Genomic DNA, 15,353 nt, shown 5'->3' with positions numbered 1-15,353 from the left:
GCTCGGGAAAGAGATCAGTGATCCGTACGCGTACCCCTGCCCCGGTGGAGCCGGTGGGCGGCGGCGCCGAACGCGCCCGCGATCAGCAGCCCGCCCGCGACCAGGGCGGGGACGGAGCCGGTGAACCCGCCGCCCACTCCCGCGTGGACGCCTCCCGGGACGGTGGGGCCGCCGCAGTGGGCACGCTCGGACGGAGGGCAGGGCGAGGGGGACGGCTCGTGGGAGGGGGACGGTGGTCTGTGGGGGTGGGACGGGGACGGCGCACGGGAGGGGGACGGTGGTTTGTGGGAGTGGGACGGGGACGGCGCGCGGGAGGGGGTGCCGGAACCGTCCGGGTGGCGGGCGACGACGGTGAAGGCGGCGCTCCACGGCTTGCCCTTCCCGCCGGGCGCGGCGGGACACGTGCCCTCGACGGTCCACGCGGAGCCGCCGCCCGCCGTGCCGACGGCGTCGAGTGCGCCGAGCGCTTCGGGGGTGAGCGCGTCGAACGCACCGTCGGCAGGACTCACGGGCCCCGCCGTCTCCTCGGTGTCCTCGGTCTTCTCGGCGTCCTCCGCGCCCCCGGCGTCCTCCGTGCCCTCGACGCCTCCGTCGATCTCCTCGTCGATCTCCTCGCCGAGTTCCTCGTTCAGGCGGTCGTCCGGCCCCTCGTCCCGGTCTTCGTAGAGCTCCTCATGGGGCTCCTCGTCGAAGAGTTCGTCCTCCAGGGTCCCTGCCGCGCCCTCCGCGTCCAGGACGTCCCGGATGTCCGCGGTGCCGCGGTAGGTCGAACGGGACTCCTTCTCGTCTGTGCCGGCGGCCTTCTTCAGTTCGACGACCTCACCGTCGAAGGCCTCCGAGGTCGCCTCGAGGGTCTGCGGCGGGGGCCCGTCGGCCGGATCGCAGAAGACCGAGACGGTGACGGTGCCGCCCGGGGCCACGCTGCCCGGACTGACCTCGGCGGACGGCTCCGCGGACGCGGCGGGCGCGAGCACGTTGAGGACGGTACCGACGGCTGCGGCGAGGGTCAGGGCACGGGCGGTGCGGCGCATGGTGCGGGCTCCTTCGGGCGACGGCCGGGGCACGGCGTCCCGTTCGACGGCCGCGGGGGGTGGTCCCACGTCGGCGGGGCACGGGGTCACGCCCCGCATCCATCACAGTCCCCCGGCTGCCGCATCGCGCGCGGCCGGGCCCCATTCGCGGGACGCGCACGCCCGAGCGGGTGAAACCCTCGTGTGCCGGAACCCGTGCAGCGGGTCAGGAACTGCCGGGAGCCCGTCCTGGTTCCGCCCGGACGGCCGGCGCGGCGGGCGTGACGCCGGCCCGGATGCCCGCGTCCTGCGGTGGAGTGGCGCTGTCGGGGGCCCGTTCGGGCGGGCCGGGCAGCAGGAGTTCCTCGTAGCGGCCCAGCACCAGCAGTACGCCGAGCATGAGCGACGGAACGAGCACGGCGAGCACCGCCATGGCCGGGTCCCTTCCAGGAGACATGTGGGGCACGCAGGAGCGGGCGAGCCGGGTCTCCCGCAGCTCCCGGCGCAAACCGGCGGCGGGCCGGCTTACCGGTGAAGGCGATGACGATCCGCCCGGCGAACCCCGTGTCGGTCCCCGCTGTCCGGGTACGCGGTGCGCACCCCGAGCCATCTGGAGGGAAACATGCAGCGAGGCAGCGACCGGCTGAGCGTTCACCGCGACGACGAGATGAAGCACGAGCTGCAGGGCCTGCTGAGGTCGGGGCGCCCCACCCGGACCGAGGAGTGGAACGATCCGGAGCCGTCCGCCGAGGACGACCCGCAGGTGGCGCACGGTCCGGTGACGCCGAGCCGCGCGCCGACGTCGCTGGAGTCGGTGCGGCTGGAGCTGGCCAGGATCCTGGGCCGCGGGGCCTTCCCCGCGGGCCCGCGTGAGCTGATGCGCACCCTGAGCCGGCGGCACGCCCCTGACACGCTCGTCGAGGCGCTGGAGCGGCTGCCTCGGCAGGCCCGCTACGACAGCGTCCAGGAACTGGCCGAGGCGCTGACCCGGTCCCGGGAGACGGAGAACGCCTAGGCGCGGCTCCCCCGACATCATCCGAACGACTCATACCGAAAGGACGGAGCGCACCATGCGCATCGCATTCCTCGTCGCGCCCGAAGGCGTCGAGCAGGTCGAGCTGACCGAGCCGTGGCAGGCGGCCGTGGACGCCGGTCACGAACCCGTGCTCGTGTCGACGCGGTCCGGCAGCATCCAGGCCTTCAACCATCTCGACAAGGCGGACACCTTTCCCGTGCAGGAGGTCGTCGGCGACACGTCGGCCGACGCCTTCGGCGGGCTGGTGCTGCCGGGCGGCGTGGCCAACCCGGACCTCCTGCGCACGGACGAGAAGGCCGTGGCGTTCGTGCGGGACTTCGCCGGGCAGGGGCGGCCGGTCGCCGCGATCTGCCACGCGCCCTGGACCCTCATCGAGGCGGACGTGGTCCGCGGCAGGGAGCTGACCAGCTGGCCCAGCCTCGCAACCGACCTGCGCAACGCCGGTGCCACCTGGGTCGACGAGCAGGTGAAGGTCTGCGACCACGGCCCCGGCAAGCTGGTCACCAGCCGCAAGCCGGACGACCTCAAGGCGTTCTGCGAGACGTATCTCGAGGTCTTCGCCGCGGAAGCGGACGCGAAGGCAGCCTGAGACCGACGGCCGCCCCGGGCAGGGCCCGGGGCGGCCGCGCGGCGCCCGGGCGAGGGCTCGGCGCCCGGGCGGAGGTCAGGTGCCCGAAGTCGTGGGGGCCGCGGGGGCCTCCCCGGCCGCGCCGGTCCGCTCGCGGGCGCCTTCGCGCGTGCGGCCCGCCGCCACCCGGCGGCGGGGGTTGCGGCGCAGGTACTCGCCCTCCAGCTGCGCCATGCGCTCGTTGTGGGCCCGCAGCGCGCCGTTGGAGGCGTACAGCAGGGTGTCGTGACGCGTGCGGTGGATGGTTTCCAGCTCCTTCATGAGCTGCTGGTCGTCCAGACGGTTCGGCTCGACTCCGGTCATCGTGTGCCCCGCTCGTCGTGTGCGTCCTGCGGTCCGGGTACCCGCCGGGGAAGGCCACGGGCCCCGCGTCCCTGCATCCACTCTACGAACATCCCGGCCGGCGGGCCCGTCCCGCCTACCGGGCCCGTTCCACCCTGCGCTCGTCCCACACCGGTTCGGAGGTCTCCCGGACCCTGCCGTCGCTGCCGAAGACCAGGTAGCGGTCGAAGGAGCGGGCGAACCAGCGGTCGTGCGTGACGGCCAGCACCGTGCCCTCGAACGCCTCCAAACCCTCCTGGAGCGCCTGGGCCGACTCCAGGTCCAGGTTGTCCGTCGGCTCGTCGAGCAGCAGGGCCGTGACGCCCTGGAGCTCGAGGAGCAGGATCTGGAACCTGGCCTGCTGGCCGCCGGAGAGCCGGTCGAAGGTCTGCTCGGCCTGGCCGGTCAGTTCGTAGCGGCGCAGCCGGGACATGGCGGCGCCCCGGTCCTGGGCGTGCTCCTTCCACAGGATGTCCAGGAGGGTGCGGCTCTCCAGCTCGGGGTGCGCGTGCGTCTGCGCGAAGTGTCCGGGGACGACGCGGGCGCCGAGCCGCCAGCCACCGGAGTGGCTCACGTCGTCCCCTGCGAGCAGGCGCAGGAAGTGCGACTTGCCGGAGCCGTTGGAACCGAGCACGGCGACCCGCTCCCCGTAGAAGACCTCCAGGTCGAACGGCTGCATGAGGCCGGTGAGTTCGAGCTGCTCGCAGGTGACCGCGCGGACTCCGGTCCGGCCGCCCCTCAGGCGCATCCTGATGTCCTGCTCACGCGGCGGCTCCGGTGGCGGGCCGGCCTCCTCGAACTTGCGCAGCCGGGTCTGCGCCGCCTGGTACCGGGACGCCATGTCGTGGCTGACGGAGGCGGCCTGACGGAGGTTCAGCACCAGCTTCTTCAGCTGGGCGTGCTTCTCGTCCCACCGCCTGCGCAACTCCTCGAAGCGGGCGAAGCGTTCGCGGCGGGCCTCGTGGTACGTGGCGAAGCCGCCGCCGTGCACCCAGGCGTCGGCACCGGCGGGACCCGGCTCGAGGGAGACGATGCGCTGGGCGGCGCGGGCGAGCAGTTCGCGGTCGTGAGAGACGAACAGTACGGTTTTACGGGTCTGTTCGAGCCGTTCCTCCAGCCAGCGCTTGCCGGGCACGTCGAGGTAGTTGTCGGGCTCGTCGAGGAGCAGCACCTCGTCGGTGCCGCGCAGGAGCGCCTCGAGGACCAGGCGTTTCTGCTCCCCTCCGGAGAGGGTGCGCACCTGGCGCCACTGCGCCTTGTCGTACGGGACTCCGAGCGCGGCCGTCGTGCACATGTCCCAGAGCGTCTCGGCCTCGTAGCCGCGCGCCTCGGCCCAGTCGGCGAGGGCCTGCGCGTACTCCAGCTGGGCGGCCTCGTCGTCCACGGTGAGGAGGGCGTGCTCGGCCTTGTCGACGGCGCGGGCCGCTTCGCGGATCCGGGGGGTGGCGACGGAGACGAGGAGGTCGCGCACGGTCGTCCCGTCCCGTACGGAGCCCACGAACTGGCGCATGACGCCGAGGCCTCCGCCGACCGTGACCGATCCGCCGTGCGGCTTCAGCTCGCCGGAGAGAAGGCGCAGGAGCGTCGTCTTGCCCGCGCCGTTGGGTCCCACCAGGGCCATGACGGCCCCTTCCCCCACCCGGAAGGACACGTCGCCCAGGAGCGCCCTCCCGTCGGGAAGGAAGTACTCCAGATACGCGGCTTCGAGGTGACCCATGAGAGACGATTGTCCGGGGCCTCGACGCCGGTGGCAAACCGTTTTGACCGCCGGGCACGCGTGCGCCCGCGACCTCGGACCTTCGTCCGGAATGTGAAACACGGGTCTCGCCATTCGGTCGATGCGTCTACTGTGCCGGTCACGCGGGGAACCCGGGAACCCGGGAACGCCGGAACGCGACGAGAAGGGACGGGCCCCTCATGTCCGCACCGCAGGAGACAGCCGTCTACACCCACGGGCACCATGAATCGGTGCTCCGGTCGCACACCTGGCGGACTGCGGCCAACTCGGCGGCGTACCTCCTCGGGGCGCTGGAGCCCTCCTCGCGGATCCTGGACATCGGCTGCGGGCCCGGCACCATCACCGCGGACCTGGCCGCGCTCGTCCCCGACGGACACGTCACCGGGCTCGACCGGGCGCCGGGCATCCTGGAGCGGGCCCGCTCCACGGCCGCCGGGCGGGGCCTGACGAACACCACGTTCACGGTGGGCGACGTGCACGCGCTGGACTTTCCGGACGACACGTTCTCCGTGGTGCACGCCCATCAGGTACTCCAGCACGTGGGCGATCCGGTGCGGGCGCTGCGCGAGATGAAGCGGGTGACCCGGCCGGGCGGTGTCGTCGCCGTCCGCGACGCGGACTACGCGGCCATGACCTGGTACCCCCCGTCCCGGGGCATGGACGACTGGCTGGACCTGTACCGGCGGGTGGCGCGGGCCAACGGGGGCGAGCCGGACGCGGGGCGGCGGCTGAAGTCCTGGGCGCTGGCCGCGGGGTTCACGGACATCACCGCGACCTCGGGCACCTGGACCTATTCGACCGCGGAGGAACGGACCTGGTGGAGCGGCCTGTGGGCCGACCGCACGGTGGCGTCGGAGTACGCCGGGCGGGCCACCGGACAGGGCCATGCCACCGGCGAGCAATTGAGGGCCGTGGCGGACGCCTGGCGGGAGTGGGGCGTGCGGGACGACGGATGGTTCAGCGTCCTGCACGGAGAAATCCTCTGCCGCAAGGACGCGTGAAACGAGAATTCCGGGCAATCAGGAGTCCAGGAGGTCAAAACAATGATTCCTGTTCTGCTCGTACTGCTTCTGGCTCTGGTTCTTTTCGGCGCCGGATTCGCCGTGAAGGTGCTCTGGTGGATCGCGCTGGCGGTGCTTGTCCTGTGGCTCCTGGGATTCTTCATGCGCGGCACGTCCGCGAGCGGCGGCAGGGGCCGTTGGTACCGGTGGTGAGATGACGAAACCCTCGGGGCCGATGCGGGACCCGAGCCCTCGAAGCCCTTCGGGCTCCCGGAGCGCAGACCCCTTTCCCGGGGTCTGCGCTCCGGGCCGTTCAGGCGTCTTCCCCGGCGAACGAATACGCCGCCCACGGCCCGGTGAGGTCCACGCGGATTCCGGGCACCGCGCCTTTGGCCCGTTCCACCCTTTCCACGAACTTCTCGGATTCCGCCCGGGGTACGAGAAAAGCCGCATCGAACACATTGTGTCCCGGGGTGGGGGCGTCGCCGCGGAGCGCGGGATTGCGTGACGCGCGTGGCCGGGAATCCTCGGCGTACCCGGACAGCGTCTCGAAAAGCCGGTTCGCGAGGGCCTCGGCCTGCCGCGGGGACACCGGCGGTGCGGCGGAGGCCTCGGCAGGCTCCTCGACGAAGACCCTGACGCCCCATTCCACCCGGCCCTCCAGCCGGTCCAGCGTCCGCAGGAAGTGTTCCTCACGCGCCTCCATCATCGTCCGTACGCCGCTGTCGTCGGGAAACACGCTGCCCAGCCGCAGCGGCAGCGGGGTGGTGACGGTGGTGAGCGCGTCGACGACGCCCTGGTGGGCGCGGGCCACCGCGGTCAGCCAGTCGGGGTCCTCCCGGCGCGTGGGGAACGACTCCTCGGCGAAGTCGGCCTCCGGGACATGGCTGACGACCGCCACCAGGCCGTGGTGCGGCAGCAGCCGGGGCGGATCGCCCGCCACACCGGTCAGCTGCGCCTGGAGCGGCGTGCCGTAGGGACGGCATATGGCGTACACGTACCGCAGTCCGGTCACGAAGCCTCCTTCGGCGTGCGGCCGGCCGGCCGCCGTGCCGGCGTCCCGCTCCCACCGGTCAGTGCGTTCAGCCGTCGGCGGGCCGGTCCCAGTGCGCGGCCCCGGCGCGGCAGTCCGGCCCAGGGGTCGGTGCGCAGGTGCTCGACGGCGTCGGCGACGGTCCAGCGGCGGGCGTGCAGCTCCGGGTCGTCCGGCCGGCCCCAGGTGATCGGGGCCGCCACGGGGGCCCCGGGCAGCGCCCGGACGGTGCAGGGGGCGACCGCGGTCCGCGCGTAGGCGTTGCGCTGCACGTCCAGGTAGAGCCGGCCGGCCCGCTCCTTCTTGCGCGCGGCGGTCGTGAGCCGGCCGGGGCGCGCCCCGACGAGGGTGTCGGCGACCTCGCGGGCGAAGTCGCGCACGTCGTCGAAGTCGTGGCCGCCGTCGAGGGACACGACGATGTGGAGCCCCCGGGAGCCGGTGGTCATCGGCGCCGAGGGCAGATCCGGCTCGTCCAGCGGTTCCGCCGGCAGCCGGGCGGCCTCCCGCACCGCCTCGAAGTCGTCGCCCGAGGGGTCGAGATCGAAGACCAGCCGGTCCGGCCGCTCGATCCGGCCGGCCCGGGACAGCCAGCGGTGCAGGGTGATGCCCGCCTGGTCGACGAGGTACAGCGGGGTGGCCGTGTCGTCGCACACGGTGCGGCGGACCGTGCCGTCCTCCTTGCCGACCTCGACGCGGGTGATCCACTCCGGACAGGTCCCGGGAGTGTGCTTCTGCATGAACGCGGGCCCGTCGATGCCGTCCGGCCGCCGCTCCAGCATCAGGGGCCTGCCCCGCGGGTGCGGCAGCATGAACGGGGCGACGGCCCGGTGGTAGTCGGCCAGGTCGCCCTTGGTGTACTCCCGGGCGCCCTCGCCGCCGGGGAAGAGCACCTTCCCCGGCCGGTGGATCCCCACCCTGCGGCGGCCTGCCCGCACCGTCCGCACGCCGTCACGGGCGTCGCCGCCGCTGTCGGTCACGGCACGATCGCCTCCTCCGCCAGCAGCCGTCCGGCCGCCGCGATGGAATCGGCGTCGATGCCCGCGGCGCGCAGTTGCTCCTCGGGGGAGGCGGAACCGGGCATGTCGCGGACGGCCAGCCGTACCAGGCGCGGGACGGGCCGCCCGTCGGTGAAGGCGTCGAGGACCGCGTCCCCGAGACCGCCCTGCGGATGGTGGTCCTCCACGGTCAGCAGGCAGCCGGTCTCCTCCGCCGCCCGGCGCAGGGTGTCCCGGTCGACGGGCTTGACCGAGTACAGGTCGATCACCCGGACCGCGATGCCCTGCTCGGCCAGGGTGTCCGCGGCTGCCAGCGCCTCGGACACCGTGACACCTGCCGCGAGCACGGTCAGCCGGTCCTCGGCCGAGGAGCGCAGCACCTTGCTGCCGCCGACGGGGAACTCCTCGTCCGGGCCGTAGACCACCGGGCTCTCACCGCGCGAGGTCCGCAGGTAGCGGATGCCGTCGAGGTCCGCCATGGCGGCCACCAGGCGCGCGGTCTGGTTGGCGTCACAGGGGTACAGCACGGTCGATCCGTGCACCGCCCGCATCATCGCCAGGTCCTCGAGACCCATCTGGCTGGGCCCGTCCTCGCCGATGGCGACGCCTGCGTGCGAGCCGACGAGGTTGATTCCCGAGCCGCTGACCGACGCCATGCGGACGAAGTCGTACGCGCGGGTCAGGAAGGCGGCGAAGGTGGTCGCGTACGGCACCCAGCCCCGCGATGCGATGCCGGTCGCCGCGGCGACCATCTGCTGCTCGGCGATGTAGCACTCGACGTAGCGCTCGGGGTGCTCCTTGGCGAAGAACTCCGCGCGGGTGGAGTCGCCGACCTCTCCGTCCAGCGCCACGACGTCGCCGCGCGCGGTGCCGAGGGCGGCCAGCGCCTCACCGAAGGCGTTGCGCGTCGCGACCTTCTCGCCCTTGTCCCACCGGGGCGGTTCGGCCTGCCCGGTGTGCACGGCGTGCAGGGCGCGGGCGTCGGAGGGTTCCCGCACCTGGACGCGCAGGTCGCGCGGACCGCCGAGTTCGGCGATCGCCTCGTCGGCTTCCGGCAGTGGTTTGCCGTGCATCCCCTCGCGGTCCTGGATGGCCGCGACGCCCTTGCCCTTGAGGGTCCGGGCGAGGATCACGGTCGGCTGCCCCTTGGTGGAGGCCGCCTCGCCGCAGGCGCGGTCCACGGCGTCGACGTCGTGTCCGTCCACCTCCACGGTGTGCCAGCCGAAGGCCTGGAACCGGCGGGCGTAGGCGTCGAGGTCGTGCCCGTACCGGGTGGGGCCGCGCTGGCCGAGCCGGTTGACGTCCACGACGGCGGTGAGGTTGTCGAGGTTCTCGTGGGCGGCCTGCTCGGCGGCCTCCCACACCGAGCCCTCGGCCAGTTCGCTGTCCCCGCACAGCACCCACACCCGGTAGCCGGTGCGGTCGAGCCGTTTGCCGGCCAGCGCGATGCCGACGCCGACGGGGAGCCCCTGACCGAGCGATCCGGTGGCCGTCTCGACCCAGGGCAGCCGCCGGGGAGTGGGATGCCCCTCGAGGCGGCTGCCGAGCCTGCGGAAGGTGAGCAGTTCCTCGTCGTCGATGGCTCCGGCAGCCTTGAAGGCGGCGTACATCAGGGGCGAGGCATGTCCTTTGGAAAGGACGAGACGGTCGTTGCCCGGGTGGTCCGGGCGGTCGAAGTCGTAGCGGTAGTGGTGGGCCAGCAGGACGGCCATCAGGTCGGCCGCGGACATCGAGGACGTGGGGTGCCCGGAGCCGGCGGCGGCCGCGGCGCGGATGCTGTCCACGCGCAACTGCTGTCCGAGCTCGACGAGTTCACCGGTGTTCATGAGTCTCCTTGGACGGGAGGGGTGGGATCGTCAGGATCACGGGGATACCTGGGGCCGGTCGTGCCGGCGTGGCCGGCCCCGTTCGCCGGGGCGTCGGTGCGTTTGACGGGGCCGGGGGCGGTGTCCGGGCCGGTGGGCGGTCCTGGGGCCGGCCGACCGCCCTTCGCGGGCTCACCGCCGGGCTGATTCTTCGCGGGCTCACCGCCGGGCTGATTCTTGGCCGGCTCACCGCCGGGTTGATTCTTCGCGGGTTCTGTGGCCGACTGCGACGCGGCGGGTGCGGGTCCGGTGGCCTCGCCGGGACGGTGCCCCCGTGCCGGGCCGGACGGCACCCGGGCCAGTTCCGGGGACGCCGTGTCGAGCGGCACCGACCACGACCGTACGAGCCCCAACTGGACCGCCTGACGCGGCAGTACGGCGTCCAACAGCCAGTCGGCGGCGACGCGCACCCGGTTGCCGGGCATCGCCGCGAGGTGGTAGCCACGGGCGACCGCCCCCGCCGCAGGTCCGGACAGGTTGACGCCCAGCGGGTTGGCCGCCGCCTTGACACCTCCGAGATCCACCACGAAGCCCAGGTCGCGGTGCCGGTAGGCGCGCGGCTCGCCGTCGCCGAGGGATGCGGCGACGTTGTGGGCACAGACCCTGCCCTGGCGCCATGCGTGCTGCGCGGTCATCGGGGTGTACTGCCCGGGTTCCTCCAGGTCGGGGACGGCCGCCGCGTCGCCGCACGCGAACACCTCGGGCCGGCCCGGTACCCGCAGCTGCGGGTCGACCAGCAGCCGCCCGCGTTCCATGGGCAGTCCGAGCGACTCGGCGAGCGGATCGGGCCGTACGCCCACGCACCACACCACCGTCCGGGTGTCGACGAACTCGCCGTCGGTCAGCAGCACTCCCTCGTGCGTGGCCTCCTTCACGGAGGTTCCCATGCGTACCTCCACGCCCCGTTCGCGCAGGACCCGGTCGGCGGTGCGGGAGAGCCGCTCGTCGAGTTCGGGCAGCACACGGTCGGCGATGTCCAGCAGCAGCCAGCGTGGCCGCATGCCTGTCCGCATGGGGTGCCTGTGAACCTGCGCGTCGCTGAACAGCTTTCCGTGCGCGGCGACTTCGGTTCCGGTGTAACCGGCACCGACCACGACGAAGGTGCACCGGGCGGCGCATTTCGCGGGATCGTCGGTGGCGGCCGCGAGCTCCACCTGCCGGGTCACGTGGTCACGCAGGTACAGCGCCTCGGGCAGCCCTCGGAAACCGTGCGCGTGCTCGGCGACGCCGGGAATGGGCAGCAGTTTGTTGACACTGCCGGCGGCCAGCACCAGCCGGTCGTACGCGAGGGTGCCGCCCTCGCCCTCGGGGTCGGTGTAGCGCACGGTGCGTGCGTCGAGGTCGATGCCGTCGGCCTCGCCCAGCACCAGCCGTACGTGCGGGAGCGTGCCGGAGAGGGAGACCGTGACCCTGCGCGGCTCCAGGACTCCGGCGGCGACCTGGGGCAGCAGGGGCAGGTACAGGAAGTAGTCGGTCGGATTCAGCAGGGTGATGTCGGCCCGCCCCCGGGCCAGCCGGGACAGGGTGCGGGCGGTGCGGTAACCGGCGAAGCCGGCACCGACGATCACGATGCGGGGTCGCCCCACAGCTCGCCTCCAACGCTGTCGTCACGTGCTTCGGGAGACTTCCGCGTTTCCCCGGACCGGGCGGCCAAACGTCCGCCGGTCCCCGATCCGGCGGGGCACGACGTGGGGCGAGCTGAGGTACAACCGCCGCAGCGGGCCAACTAGGCTCGTCGTCATGGAGATTCTGGGTGCCACACTGCGCGTCTGCGTCGACGACATCGAGACCGCGATCCCCTTCTACGAGCGGCTGGCGGGTGGCAGGGCCCTGCGCTTCGAGCGAGCCGGTGTCCAGGTGGCCGCCGTCGGCTGCTTCCTGCTGATGAGCGGCCCCGCGGCCGAGCTGGACGTGCTGCGCAAGGTGGCGGCGACCATCGCGGTGGAGGACGTCGAGGAGGCCGGTCAGGTGCTGGCCGAGATGGGGGCGGACGTCATCGCCGGCCCGCTCCCCACCCCGGTGGGCCGCAATCTCATCGCACGGCACCCGGACGGGGCGGTGTACGAGTACGCGGACCGCCGCACCCCCTGACCCACCTGGCCGCGGCTGCCTCTGCCCTCCGGACGCGGGCCGCACCGGCACGGTCAGTGCGGCCCGCGCATCTCGCGGGTGAGGGCCCAGCGCTCGTGGTCGCGCCAGGCGCCGTCGATGAGGAGCATGTCCGGTGAGAACCCCTCGAGGCGGAATCCGCAGCCGCGGGCCAGGGCGATGGAGGCGGCGTTGGCGGGCTGCACGTTGATCTCCAGCCGGTGCAGCCGCATCGGTCCGAAGGCGTGCCGCACGACGAGGCCGAGCCCTTCGCGCATCAGCCCGCGCCCCGCCGCGTGCGCGAACGCGCCGTACCCCAGGACGCCGCACTGGAACGCGCCGTGCACGATGTTGTTGATGTTGATGAACCCGGCGATGGAGCCGTCGCCCTTCTCACAGACCAGGAAGCCCGCCCTGGTCGGGTCCTCGATCAGCCGTTGCGCGTACGCGGAGTACGCCGAGGCACTGTCCGGCGGGAACAGCCAGGGGTGGTGCAGGTCCCTGCTCTGCCGGGCGCGGGCGGTGAACTCGGCGCTGTCCGCGTGGGTGAAGTGACGTATTCCCACGTGGGGGCCTTCGGCGAGGTGGCGGGAAGCGTGGTGCGGCACCGTGCCACCCTACGACGGGTGTCCGATGCCCGCTGCCGCGTGCCGGACGGACTCAGTTCAGCGCCGGTTCGTCGAGCGTCAGGGTACCCGCGTCCGCGTCGAGTTCGGCCATGACGCCGAACGGCACGGTGCGTGCCCCGTCGCAGTGCCCGAACCCGAACTGCTCGGCCACGGGCACGCCGAGACCGCCGACCCGGTCGGCGAGCAGGGCCCGCACCTTCTCGTACGGGCCGCACTGCGCCCAGGAGCCGAGCAGCAGCCCCGACACGCCGTCGAGCCGGCCGGCCCGCAGCAGCTGGGTGAGACAGCGGTCGAGGCGGTACGGCTCCTCCCCCACGTCCTCCAGGCACAGCAGGCCGCCGCGCGCGAAGGCCCGGGTGTGCGGAGTGCCGAGGCCCGCGGCGAGCAGGGTGAGGCAGCCGCCGAGCGTGACGCCGCGCGCCCGGCCGGGGGCGAGCGCCGTGCCGTCGGAGGTGAGGGTGCGGACGGTCTCGGGGGCGAACAGGGTGGCCTTGAGGTGCTCCTGCGCGCGGGCGTTCTTGAGGAAGTCGACGCCCGCCGCCATCGGCCCGTGCAGGGTGACCAGTCCGAGCCGGGTCGCGAACGCCTCGTGCAGGGCGGTGATGTCGCTGAACCCGACGAGGACCTTCGGTCCGGCCGCCCGCATCGCCGTCCAGTCGAGCAGGTCGACCATGCGCTGCACGCCGTAGCCGCCCCGGGCGCAGATCACCGCGTCCACCGCGGGATCGCACCAGGCGGCCTGCAGGTCGGCGGCCCGGTCGGCGTCGGTGCCGGCCAGGTAGTCGAACTCGCCGTGCCGGTCGAGGACATGGGGTGCGGCCACCGGGTCGAGGCCCCAGCCGCGCAGCGTGTCGAGACCGGCCTGCAACCGCTCCTCCGGCACGGGCCCGCTGGGCGCGACGACGGCCACCCGGGCGCCGGGACCGAGCCGGGACGGCCGCCGCAACGGCTCGACCCGGCCTGTCGGCCGCCCGGCGCGGCTCGGCCGCCCGGCCCGGTTCACCGGTTCGCCCCGGCTGCTCCGGTCAGCTCCAGAACCGGCAGGCCCGGCACCTCGAGCCCGAACACCTTTGCGTACAGGGACAGTTCGGCCTCCAGTGCGCGCACCATGGTCTCCGCGCGCCGGAAGCCGTGTCCCTCTCCCTCGAAGGTGAGGTACGCGTACGGCACTCCCCTGCCCTCCAGCCGGGTGCCCTCCAGCCGGGCCAGGAACCGCTCGCACTGCGCGGGAGGGCAGATGCGGTCGTCCAGGCCCTGGAGGAGCAGGAACGGCGCGGTGAGCCGGTCGGCGTGCGCGGCGGGCGAGCGTTCGGCGTACCGCCCGGGGACCTCGGCGCGCGGGCCGATGAGGCTCTCGAGATAGTGGGACTCGAAGTCGTGGGTCTCCTCCGGGCCCCAGCCGGTCAGATCGAGCACCGGGTAGAGGATGGTGCCGCAGGCGTAGAGGTCGGTCGTGGTGAGGGAGACGGCCGTGGTCCAGCCGCCGGCGCTGCCGCCGCGGACGGCGAGCCGGTCGCGGTCGGCGGTTCCCTCGTCGGCGAGGGCGCGCGCGACGGCGGCGCAGTCCTCGACGTCGACGACGCCCCACTGCTCGCGCAGCCGGTCGCGGTAGGCGCGCCCGTAGCCGGTGGAGCCGCCGTAGTCGACCTCGGCGACGCCGATGCCGCGCGAGGTGAAGTAGGCGATCTCGAGGTCGAGGACGAGCGGTGCCCGGCCGGTGGGCCCGCCGTGCGCCCGGATCACGTACGGCGGCAGCTCGCCGTCGGGCCCGGCGCAGCCGGGGTTGCGCGGCGGGTACACCTGGGCGTGGATCTCGCGGCCGTCCGGTCCGGTGAAGGTGCGGACTTGGGGTTCGGGGTAGTGGGCGGGGTCCACGGCGTCCTCGTGCGCGGCGCCGATCACCCGGGTCCTGCCGGTGCGGGTGTCCAGCTCGACGACCTCGTGGGCGCTGCGCGGGCTCGCTCCGACCGCGACGACGCGCTCACCGTGGGCCGCGAGCGTGGGCGAGAACTCGGTCCAGGGTCCCGCCGCGTCGACGACGTCGCCCGTCCGCGGGTCGAGTATGCCGAGCGTGGCGGCGCCCCGGCCGTGCACGACGGCGATCAGGCCGCTGTCCAGCGGGGTGAACCAGCGCGAGCCCGGCTTCCACAGCGGCCCGCCGAACTCCTCCTCGCGCGGGCAGACGGGTTCGCCGTCGAGGTAGAGGTTCCACCAGCCGGTGCGGTCGCTCGAGTGGAGCAGCCGGCCGTCGCGCGTCCAGTCGGCCTGGGCGACCGACTCGCCGGGGCCGCCGGCCACGGTGCGGGCGTCGTGCAGGGTGCCGTCGGGGGCGACGTCGGCGAGTCGGAGTTCGGTGCCGTCCCAGGGCATGCGGGGATGGTCCCAGGCCAGCCAGGCGACAAGCCGCCCGTCGGGCGCAAGGCGCGGCCCGGTGACGAACCGGTGGCGGTCGTCGGTGAGTTCACGCACGGCCCCGCGGTCGTCGGCGGCCGAGCCGTCCAGGGGTACGGCGGCCAGAACGCGGCGCACGTCACCGGGTCCGTCGCCGGTGAACTCCTCCAGGACGCACCACACCTCGCCGCGGTCCGGCAGCAGGGTCGGCTCGGCCCAGCGCAGCCCCTGCCCCACCGGGGAGACGGGAGTCAGCGGACGCGGCTCGCCGCCCGGCTCGTACCGGTAGAGGCGCTGGTCGGCGAAGTCGACGAACACCACGAACGGGCCGTCGTCCCGCACGAACCCGGCCCAGGGCCGTCCGCCGTACTCGACGACCCGGCTGCGCACGTTCCACGGGGCGGGCAGGACGGACTCCTCGACGCCGTCGGAGTGCCGGCGCACCAGGGTGCGGCGGCCGCCCTCGGCGGGCCGGGGCTCGGTCCACCACACCTCGTCCCCCACGAACCCCACGTACTCGGGGCTTCCGTCGTGTGCCGCGGCCGTGGCCGCGTCGACGGGCGAGGGCCACTCGCCGTACGACAGGGTCCGCACCGTCTCCTCCACGCTCTCCCCCAT

Annotated in this window: 15 protein-coding genes and 1 pseudogene; 5 read left to right on the top strand and 11 right to left on the bottom strand. The window is 73.6% G+C overall.

Annotated features, from left to right (window positions below; genetic code table 11):
- Positions 1-14: 14 nt before the first annotated feature.
- Positions 15-1,031 carry a hypothetical protein gene (locus tag ACWZEH_RS29900; RefSeq protein WP_456194176.1) on the bottom strand — a complete coding sequence of 339 codons (1,017 nt, stop codon included), beginning with the start codon at positions 1,029-1,031 and terminating at the stop codon, positions 15-17.
- Positions 1,032-1,236: 205 nt separating this feature from the next.
- Positions 1,237-1,443, bottom strand: a complete 207-nt coding sequence (locus ACWZEH_RS29895) for a hypothetical protein (RefSeq protein WP_456194175.1) — start codon at positions 1,441-1,443, stop codon at positions 1,237-1,239.
- Between the two features lie 189 nt (positions 1,444-1,632).
- On the opposite strand from ACWZEH_RS29895, the gene ACWZEH_RS29890 reads away from it, so the two are divergent.
- Together ACWZEH_RS29890 and ACWZEH_RS29885 are read left to right on the top strand one after the other, a co-directional pair.
- Positions 1,633-2,025 (top strand): DUF2795 domain-containing protein, encoded by a 393-nt coding sequence (locus ACWZEH_RS29890; RefSeq protein ID WP_456194174.1) that lies wholly within the window; start codon positions 1,633-1,635, stop codon positions 2,023-2,025.
- A 55-nt stretch (positions 2,026-2,080) separates the two neighbouring features.
- Positions 2,081-2,635, top strand: coding sequence for a type 1 glutamine amidotransferase domain-containing protein (locus tag ACWZEH_RS29885; protein WP_456194173.1), 555 nt, complete (start codon positions 2,081-2,083; stop codon positions 2,633-2,635).
- 75 nt (positions 2,636-2,710) lie between these two features.
- Here the strand turns inward: ACWZEH_RS29885 and ACWZEH_RS29880 are convergent.
- Both ACWZEH_RS29880 and ACWZEH_RS29875 read right to left on the bottom strand, forming a co-directional pair.
- Positions 2,711-3,054 (bottom strand): annotated as a pseudogene (locus ACWZEH_RS29880) (DUF6158 family protein).
- Positions 3,055-3,092: 38 nt separating this feature from the next.
- The gene (locus ACWZEH_RS29875) at positions 3,093-4,712 is read right to left on the bottom strand and encodes an ABC-F family ATP-binding cassette domain-containing protein (protein ID WP_456194172.1); all 1,620 of its coding nucleotides are present in this window, start codon (positions 4,710-4,712) and stop codon (positions 3,093-3,095) included.
- A 200-nt stretch (positions 4,713-4,912) separates the two neighbouring features.
- Between ACWZEH_RS29875 and ACWZEH_RS29870 the strand changes: the two genes are divergently transcribed.
- Positions 4,913-5,734 carry a methyltransferase domain-containing protein gene (locus ACWZEH_RS29870; protein WP_456194171.1) on the top strand — a complete coding sequence of 274 codons (822 nt, stop codon included), beginning with the start codon at positions 4,913-4,915 and terminating at the stop codon, positions 5,732-5,734.
- Between the two features lie 42 nt (positions 5,735-5,776).
- The gene (locus ACWZEH_RS29865; protein WP_456194170.1) at positions 5,777-5,947 is read left to right on the top strand and encodes a hydrophobic protein; all 171 of its coding nucleotides are present in this window, start codon (positions 5,777-5,779) and stop codon (positions 5,945-5,947) included.
- Between the two features lie 100 nt (positions 5,948-6,047).
- Here the strand turns inward: ACWZEH_RS29865 and ACWZEH_RS29860 are convergent, their stop codons facing one another.
- The 4 genes from ACWZEH_RS29860 to ACWZEH_RS29845 are packed head-to-tail and all read right to left on the bottom strand — an operon-like array spanning position 6,048 to position 11,213.
- Entirely contained in the window at positions 6,048-6,749 is a 702-nt protein-coding gene (locus tag ACWZEH_RS29860; RefSeq protein ID WP_456194169.1) for a GvpL/GvpF family gas vesicle protein, read from the bottom strand.
- A complete protein-coding gene (locus ACWZEH_RS29855; protein ID WP_456194168.1) occupies positions 6,746-7,744 on the bottom strand; it encodes a DNA polymerase domain-containing protein in 999 nt (332 codons plus the stop codon). Before ACWZEH_RS29855 ends, ACWZEH_RS29860 begins: the two co-directional genes overlap by 4 nt.
- On the bottom strand, positions 7,741-9,588 hold the full coding sequence (locus tag ACWZEH_RS29850; RefSeq protein ID WP_456194167.1) for a transketolase: 1,848 nt from the start codon (positions 9,586-9,588) through the stop codon (positions 7,741-7,743). The genes ACWZEH_RS29855 and ACWZEH_RS29850 overlap by 4 nt, the downstream gene beginning before the upstream one ends.
- Positions 9,585-11,213, bottom strand: coding sequence for an NAD(P)/FAD-dependent oxidoreductase (locus tag ACWZEH_RS29845; RefSeq protein ID WP_456194166.1), 1,629 nt, complete (start codon positions 11,211-11,213; stop codon positions 9,585-9,587). The genes ACWZEH_RS29850 and ACWZEH_RS29845 overlap by 4 nt, the downstream gene beginning before the upstream one ends.
- A 154-nt stretch (positions 11,214-11,367) precedes the next feature.
- On the opposite strand from ACWZEH_RS29845, the gene ACWZEH_RS29840 reads away from it, so the two are divergent.
- Positions 11,368-11,718: a VOC family protein gene (locus ACWZEH_RS29840; protein WP_456194165.1), complete on the top strand. Its 351-nt coding sequence runs from the start codon at positions 11,368-11,370 to the stop codon at positions 11,716-11,718.
- A gap of 53 nt (positions 11,719-11,771) precedes the next feature.
- Here the strand turns inward: ACWZEH_RS29840 and ACWZEH_RS29835 are convergent, their stop codons facing one another.
- The 3 genes from ACWZEH_RS29835 to ACWZEH_RS29825 are packed head-to-tail and all read right to left on the bottom strand — an operon-like array spanning position 11,772 to position 15,353.
- Positions 11,772-12,323, bottom strand: coding sequence for a GNAT family N-acetyltransferase (locus tag ACWZEH_RS29835; protein WP_456194164.1), 552 nt, complete (start codon positions 12,321-12,323; stop codon positions 11,772-11,774).
- A 52-nt stretch (positions 12,324-12,375) separates the two neighbouring features.
- The gene (locus ACWZEH_RS29830) at positions 12,376-13,290 is read right to left on the bottom strand and encodes a S66 peptidase family protein (RefSeq protein WP_456194163.1); all 915 of its coding nucleotides are present in this window, start codon (positions 13,288-13,290) and stop codon (positions 12,376-12,378) included.
- Between the two features lie 53 nt (positions 13,291-13,343).
- Entirely contained in the window at positions 13,344-15,353 is a 2,010-nt protein-coding gene (locus tag ACWZEH_RS29825; protein WP_456194162.1) for a dipeptidyl-peptidase 5, read from the bottom strand.

Source organism: Streptomyces yamdrokensis, from assembly GCF_053890455.1.
This window is presented reverse-complemented; position numbering and strand designations above follow the sequence as displayed.